This is a genomic window from Psychroserpens mesophilus, from assembly GCF_000826645.1.
GTDB classification, from domain to species: Bacteria; Bacteroidota; Bacteroidia; order Flavobacteriales; family Flavobacteriaceae; genus Psychroserpens; species Psychroserpens mesophilus.
In genome coordinates this window covers 1-5,550 of record NZ_JXJP01000018.1, presented here as the reverse complement: position 1 = coordinate 5,550, position 5,550 = coordinate 1, and the positions used below count along the sequence as shown (strand labels likewise).

Here is a 5,550-nt window from a genome sequence, read left to right as displayed (position 1 = left end):
TTTATTCAGGACGGGTCAATATTACTTACAACGTGTTCGTGTAATGATTAGTTACGGAAAAGGACATGAGTCATTTTCCGATTAGGTACTAAGTTAATTAATTTCGAGGATTTTCCGATAGGTAAATCAGTAGTAATTAATTATACACGTTGTTATATGCTGGCTTACTACACTAATTTTGATTTTCTATTTCTAATCGACCATATAAAATTGAACAAGAAAGTCAAAAATGAAATTAGATTCAGAATGATTATAAGATTTAATGTTAATGAGACTATATCATCCAAAATAAGAGTTAAAGTAATTAAAATCAGATGAAAAAAAGAAAGATTCCGATGTGTTGAATATTTCAATAATGCTAGTATACCATATCCTATTATAAAAATTGGAATAAAATAGACTCTTATAAAATATAGCCAACTTGTTAAATTCCAAGCCCAACCAACAGTTTTATTTATTTCAATATTTGAAATTCCGCCAAAATAACCTATGAATACAAATAACATGACAGTTAGTAGAAACATTCTTTTTTGTACTAATTCATTTAGTGTCATTCTTATTTTGTTTTTAGCTTATATATGTCAAATATGTTTATAAATTAACATTAAAAAAGTCAGGATTAAATTCCAAAAATTTCATATCTGAATTAAATATACAATCTATTGTATCATTTATTTTTTGACCATTGAATTTAGCATCAATATAATGTCTTAATACTGTAAAAGTTTGTTCTGATTTTAATGAATCCGATTCCTTTTTAAAATTTCTTAATTCTTTTTTATAATAGGCTATATTATCTTTTAATACTTTGATTTGATCTTTAGCCTCTCCAATTTTGAAATTATCAACTCCTTCCGAATAATTAACCTTTGTTACCTTATTTATTTCCTCGATGCGTTCCTTGTATAATTCAATATTCTCCTCATTTAGGCTAATCATTTTCTCGCTATCCATTATAATTGAATTGAAGTCATCAATTATTAAATTTTGATAATATTCGTCTCCTACAATTTGTTTCTCTATGAATACTAAATTGGAAATTTTAAAATCAGTATTCTTTTTCTGCATTTCTTTTTCATAACATTTCAGAATTAATTTCTCATGCTCTGATTCTTTGCATGAGGTCAACACAACTATTAATAAAATGGAAGATAGTAATAATCTAAAGTATTTCATTGATGAATGTTTGGCGCTTTCCAAAGCTTGCATATAACTTGCTTGTGTATGATTATGTTGCGGATTGAGCCGAAGCTGTTTTAGCTTCGGATGAGCCATTTTTGGCGAAAAATCCGCTGGAGGAAAATAGCAAGGCTATGACTTGTAAATTTTCCAATAACATAAATATACAAATTGTAGATGAAATTTTCTGAATAACTGACAGTAGCAATTAATTATACACGTTGTTAGCAGCTGGCACTTTTCAAATAAAGTCATTAATGTCAACCATTCCACTAATTATCATTTTTATATATTCGATATCTTCATAATCCATTTTTTCTAATTCAGCTAGGACATTATCTCTTTCTTCTGACTGATTGTTTAGATGATAGGCTACAACTAAGTTTCCAAGAATTCCAGGTCTAGTGTCAGTCAATTTCAATTCTTTGGCTTTTTCACCTAACTCAACAGCTTTTTGGTAATTCTTATTTTTTATTTCTAATACCAATAAACTTGAATAAGAATCAGGGTTTTTAGGATTCAATTTGATGGCTTTCTCATAATAATTCCTAGCTTTTTCATAGTTTCCTTTCATTCTCTGAATTACTCCTAAACCAATAATTGCTTTATCATTTTTAGAATCAAGCTCCAGTCCTTTAAGGTATGCCTTTTCAGCACCTATTGTATCATTTAGCTCTATATTAATTAATCCAAGATAAGCCCAGCTTTCAGATGATTTAGGGTATTTTAGCAAGTGTAATTCTAGTTCACTTTTGGCTTTATTGTATTCTCCAGAATAGTATATTTCATTAATTCGTTTCACATTGGAATATTCTGCTGATTTATAAAATTTTTTAATCACGAAAAATAATCCGATTAGAATGACGACTATGTTAAATACTTTCTTTTTGTTCATCTACTTTAGTTTCTCTTGCTTGCTGCTAACGTGTTTGTGTAAGGTTTGTTGCGGGATTTTAGCCTTGCGTTTTGGCGTTAGGCTGAGCCTTTTTTGGCGAAAATTCCGCTTGGAAACAAAACGCAAGGCTAAACTTACTGAAATGTTTCTTAAGTAAATGTACTAAAGTTTTTGTAATTATTATTCCGATGGAATAGAGAAGTAGCAATTAACTTTACACGTTGTTAGGCAACGTTTATTTTCCATTTCCAGTTAGTTCCTTTTTCAACGAGAAATTCATTGTCAATAATTTCAAAAATTCTACCTCGTTTATATTCTACTTCGTCTGCTTTCTTTTCCATCAAATCTGTTCGTTTTGGGTCATACAATCCGTAAATCAGATAATTATATCTTCCCATTACCAAACTAATTCCGTAATTCGGTCCACCCATTATTTCATCCGAATGTTTATTGTCTTGTCCGTCATCTTCCCACCAACAAACTTTACAGATTTCATAATTTCCTCTTTCTCCGATTGTTCGATATCCACAGCAAGGACAGGATTCTAATTCTATTGGTTCTCCAATTATGTTTTCTATATTCAGTTTTTGACAGAGAAATTCGTTAGTCTTTGATTGAAGAGTATGTTTTAGCCAAATCATTAACACAGCATCATATTGTTCCAATTCAGGATTTTGGATTTCCTCGCCATCTTCAAATTCCTTTTGTATAGATTCAGGTAAAGAATTCCATTCATCTACATCGCTCCAATGTTCCAAAGTCATAATTTCCAACTGTTCATCTCTTTCTTTTTGAGATAGTTCAGTCAGTTTTATTCTTGCATATTTTTCTATTGCTTGTCGTCTCTCCAAAGTTTTCTCTAATGTTGCCTAACGAGTTTGTGTATGATTTGTGCGATTGAGAATCCGCAGGATTTTCAGTCGTTGCTAATCATATAGTTAAATATATTAAATTTAAATTGAAGTTGAATGAAAGCATGAATTATACACGTTGTTAGGTGCAGTTTTTTATTTTATTTTCAACCAGTTTTAGGATACTTATAAACTTTTCAAAATGTTCAATATTATTTATTCCTCGTTCTGGTGTTAGTACAATTCGATTTGTCGATTTCCCAGGCATTGTTTCTATATAAATTCTTTCATCTATTATACTATCATTGAATAGCTTATCTGAAGTGATTTTTCTAATTAGTTTTATATCACCTCCAAACCAGAATTGTTTTAAAATCTTTGGCGGAACAAATGCTCTTCTTTTTGGGAAAAGAAAATCCAAGAATTTATTCCATAAATCTTTTGGAAATAGATTAAATTCAGTTTGGTATTCATTATCTAGATAAAGAGTAATTCGAAAAGGTTCTGTTCCGTACATTGCTCTACCAACTTCATTAAGATTAATGCTAATTTTTGATCCATCAATATTTATAATTCCTTTTTTTGGTTGGTAAGAATATTTTCCCGCAGGACTATTAAAACTTGCAGTTGGATTTTCAGAGTATTCTCCATTATATTTTTCTGTTATTTCCTGAATAATACTCATTCATTTAAAGTTTTTCTCAAATTGCACCTAACGGTCTCGTATAACCGTCAGTTACGGGTTTGTATGCGTTAATTTTCGGTTTGGCACTGACGCTCGCAATTCCGAGTGGATTCGGACGTAGTCGAATCCGCCGTAATTGCGGTTATACATTGTTAGCCACTGTTTTTTTGTTTTCCATTTATTAATTCTGAATGATTTGCAGCGTTTTTTATGTCCAAAATCCATTCTTCTGTATAGTCATTCTTTGTTAAGTCCGAAATTCCGTTTAAAAAATAATTCCGCAATTCGTTAACGGTCATTTTCTTTTGAGTCGGTTCAAATTTAATCTCACATTTATAAATTCCAGGTAGAAATTTTAACCAATTCCGCCATCTTTCTTTCGGTTTTTCAAGACCATTAACTCTAAAGATTTTTCCGTCACAATCACAAAACATTTTGTTCCGATAATATTTGTCAAAAATTGATTTTTTATCTGTGTATATCAGATTACTAAAAAGAATATAGTCAAGAATATCATCATCATTCCATTTTTCAGTCGATATGTTTATTATTGGAAAAGTCATTTTTCAAATTGTGGCTAACGTGTTCGTGTAATGGCTAGTTGCGATGACGAGAACTAAGTTAGCAAAAAAGAAACGAACCAATAGGAAAATCCGTAGGATTTTCCGAGTATACACAGACCGAGCAATTAGTTATACACGTTGTTAGGGCAAGTTTTTATTCCGCTAATATCGTCTTCTGTTTTTAAAATTCCGTCTTTTCCCTTCGAGATAAGAACATAACCTAGTCCATTTTCTTTTTGTTCATAATAGAACTCATTATTCCAATAATCCAAAGTGATCTTTTTCCTTAATGGATTATTTGTAATCTTCACGCCAAATAAGTAATTCTCCAATTATATCTAACATTCGATTTTTCTCTAATTTGCCCTAACGTGTTTGTGTATGGTTAGTTGCGTGGTTTAGCGACTAAGTTAGCAAACATTTACGAACCTGTGAATATTCCGAAGGAATATTCGCAAGTAGGCAGAAATGAAGCAATTAATTATACACGGTGTTGTACCCAGTTTTCTATTTTCTTTTTTCTACTTAAGTATAGAGGCTTCTCATTCCTTAAAAATAAACTATTACTATTAGCCTTTTCTTCTTTAATTATTTTTTCCTCAAAAAAGTCTCGGTTTTGTTCAAGAACTAATTTTGCGTCTTGATATTTTCCTAGCATAAGGTTAATATCTATTAAATCGATAAAATTTGTTATTGGATTTTTATTAAAATCAGCAATTATTTGATCATAACTTTCATATTGAGAAAAATAAGGAACAGCAACATTGATTATATTATTAATAATTTCATCTACTATTTTGTGGTTATCATCTAAATGAAGTTTATACCAACCTCTTTCAAACTGCTGATTCCAATCTTTTAATCGTTCAGCAGAGTTAGTGGCAATTATACCATTTAGCCTTAAAGATTTATCAGAATAGTTTTCAGCGCGCCAAGTCTCTAGTTTTTTTGAATAAACTAGAAGAATAATTTCAAACGATACTATTTCGTTTTTGTAGTTTTTATGATTCATGATGAATTTTAAACTTTGTTCAAAATCACCATCTTTTCTCTTTATTCTTAAGTCAGATTTCCGAAACTTAAAATTTAGATTGTCAATTTTAGGAATAATCTTTTCAATAATTATTTTCTCAATTCTATCTCTAGGCTTTAAACCTTGAAAAAGTTGATTCTTGTTTTTTGACTTTCTGTTTAACCAATCATTCTGAGCATCTAAAAAACCTTTATATGACATAATTTTTGTGTTTTCTCAAATTGGGTACAACGTGTTCGTGTTATGATTAGTTACGGAAAAGGACATGAGTCGTTTTCCGATAAGTACTAAGTTAATTAATTTCAGGGATTTTCCGCTAGGTAAATCAGTAGTAATTAATTATA

At 30.1% G+C, this 5,550-nt stretch carries 6 protein-coding genes; all 6 read right to left on the bottom strand.

The window, feature by feature from the left end:
• Positions 1-591: 591 nt before the first annotated feature.
• The 6 genes from TD18_RS12680 to TD18_RS12655 all read right to left on the bottom strand — a co-directional run bounded on the left by TD18_RS12680 (position 592) and on the right by TD18_RS12655 (position 5,407).
• Entirely contained in the window at positions 592-1,275 is a 684-nt protein-coding gene (locus TD18_RS12680; RefSeq protein ID WP_040253231.1) for a hypothetical protein, read from the bottom strand.
• A gap of 145 nt (positions 1,276-1,420) precedes the next feature.
• The gene (locus TD18_RS16790) at positions 1,421-2,074 is read right to left on the bottom strand and encodes a tetratricopeptide repeat protein (RefSeq protein WP_052461173.1); all 654 of its coding nucleotides are present in this window, start codon (positions 2,072-2,074) and stop codon (positions 1,421-1,423) included.
• 224 nt (positions 2,075-2,298) lie between these two features.
• A complete protein-coding gene (locus TD18_RS16785; RefSeq protein WP_052461172.1) occupies positions 2,299-2,925 on the bottom strand; it encodes a CPCC family cysteine-rich protein in 627 nt (208 codons plus the stop codon).
• Between the two features lie 142 nt (positions 2,926-3,067).
• Positions 3,068-3,610, bottom strand: coding sequence for a hypothetical protein (locus TD18_RS12665; RefSeq protein ID WP_040253229.1), 543 nt, complete (start codon positions 3,608-3,610; stop codon positions 3,068-3,070).
• A 152-nt stretch (positions 3,611-3,762) separates the two neighbouring features.
• The gene (locus TD18_RS12660; protein ID WP_040253226.1) at positions 3,763-4,173 is read right to left on the bottom strand and encodes a hypothetical protein; all 411 of its coding nucleotides are present in this window, start codon (positions 4,171-4,173) and stop codon (positions 3,763-3,765) included.
• Between the two features lie 481 nt (positions 4,174-4,654).
• Positions 4,655-5,407 (bottom strand): hypothetical protein, encoded by a 753-nt coding sequence (locus TD18_RS12655; protein ID WP_040253224.1) that lies wholly within the window; start codon positions 5,405-5,407, stop codon positions 4,655-4,657.
• Positions 5,408-5,550: the final 143 nt, after the last annotated feature.

Coding starts and splice junctions, on each gene's coding strand:
- TD18_RS12680 (WP_040253231.1), bottom strand. CDS start 1,275: ATGGCTCATCCGAAGCTAAAACAGCTTCGGCTCAATCCGCAACATAAT.
- TD18_RS16790 (WP_052461173.1), bottom strand. CDS start 2,074: ATGAACAAAAAGAAAGTATTTAACATAGTCGTCATTCTAATCGGATTA.
- TD18_RS12665 (WP_040253229.1), bottom strand. CDS start 3,610: ATGAGTATTATTCAGGAAATAACAGAAAAATATAATGGAGAATACTCT.
- TD18_RS12660 (WP_040253226.1), bottom strand. CDS start 4,173: ATGACTTTTCCAATAATAAACATATCGACTGAAAAATGGAATGATGAT.
- TD18_RS12655 (WP_040253224.1), bottom strand. CDS start 5,407: ATGTCATATAAAGGTTTTTTAGATGCTCAGAATGATTGGTTAAACAGA.